This is a genomic window from Shewanella sp. SM29, assembly GCF_025654245.1.
GTDB lineage: Bacteria > Pseudomonadota > Gammaproteobacteria > Enterobacterales > Shewanellaceae > Shewanella > Shewanella oncorhynchi.
Genome location: NZ_JAKKRN010000075.1, coordinates 1 through 1,327, shown reverse-complemented (window position 1 = coordinate 1,327; position 1,327 = coordinate 1). Strand labels below are relative to the sequence as shown.

The 1,327-nt window shown below is 43.2% G+C and carries 1 rRNA gene and 1 pseudogene; both read left to right on the top strand.

Features of this window, described 5'->3' with window-relative positions:
- Positions 1–233 (top strand): annotated as a pseudogene (locus tag L5L77_RS22480) (IS4 family transposase); the annotation flags it as partial.
- An 888-nt stretch (positions 234–1,121) separates the two neighbouring features.
- A 16S ribosomal RNA gene (locus L5L77_RS22475) occupies positions 1,122–1,327 on the top strand; the annotation flags it as partial.

The window sequence follows — 1,327 nt, the reverse complement described above, 5'->3', positions numbered from 1 at the left end:
CGGTCCATCCCAATCAACTGAGTTTTCGGGATGCGGCGAGTTATATCATCTTCAAGTTGACACAACTGTCATCACAAACACCGGGGAATGTCCCGAGAGACGTATTGGATATAGAACGAAATGCACGGCAATTTAAGCTGGATGGTAAACGGGAAAGGGCATATCCACGAGTTCTTAAAATGAGCAAAAACAAGTTCCCGGTTAGACCAAAGAAAAATGCCGTTCACTCTTAAGTGAACGGCATTAAGCGTAAGCTGGCTTTTTTGTGGGTTTGTTTTATTTCTACATCTATATGCACCAATGAACCCTATCATAGTCATGCCTTTAGTTCTTACATCACAAACTCGCTACTTACTAATGGTCACGCGTTGTCGCCATTAAAACAAATCCATTTAAGCCGATCCGTAGGTCAATCTCACGCTTAGCCTCGTTTAATCTTCATTTTAAAAGACGAAAGTCTTCTATTTTTATAACTACCAACAAATCATCTGATGGCTTTTGGCTATACATAATGCGAAACAAAGGCGCAGTCTTAGCTGAATTGTGGATAACTTTGGGGGTAAGTGGTGGGTATGGTGTGGCTAGATTAGATAATTAGCATTAACTGCAAATTTCCTTAAAATAGGGGTTGCACAAAATCCTCTGCTGCCTATAATGCGCATCCACTGACACGGCAGACAGCGTTAAGCAGCCTGATGTGACGGTTCATCGATGAGTTTACTGATTGATGAGTGTTGAGAAAGTTTGCAAAAACTCCTTGACGCGAAACGGGAAATGCGTAGAATACGCAGCCCTAGCCAACTGGAAGCGTTCGACGCTCAGTGTGGTACTCAAGTTCTCTTACGAATATTGAGTTGCTCTTTAACAAGATAAAACAAGAAATCTGTGTGGACACTCACAGGTGTTGAGTTAATCGAAACTGCTTAGCCTTAGGGTTGGCAGTCAAAAATTTAAATCAATGTTTTCAAGTCATTCTCCTTACGGGAAGGGTGATTGAGTGTTCATAGTAATATGTACATACAGTAATGTATGAATTGAAACGCGATGTTTCTTAGTGAGCAAAGCGAATCAAAACAGTAGAATTCATTGAGCCGTTTGACGTAAGTCAAACAACAAAACTTTAATTGAAGAGTTTGATCATGGCTCAGATTGAACGCTGGCGGCAGGCCTAACACATGCAAGTCGAGCGGCAGCACAAGGGAGTTTACTTCTGAGGTGGCGAGCGGCGGACGGGTGAGTAATGCCTAGGGATCTGCCCAGTCGAGGGGGATAACAGTTGGAAACGACTGCTAATACCGCATACGCCCTACGGGGGAAAGGAGGGGAC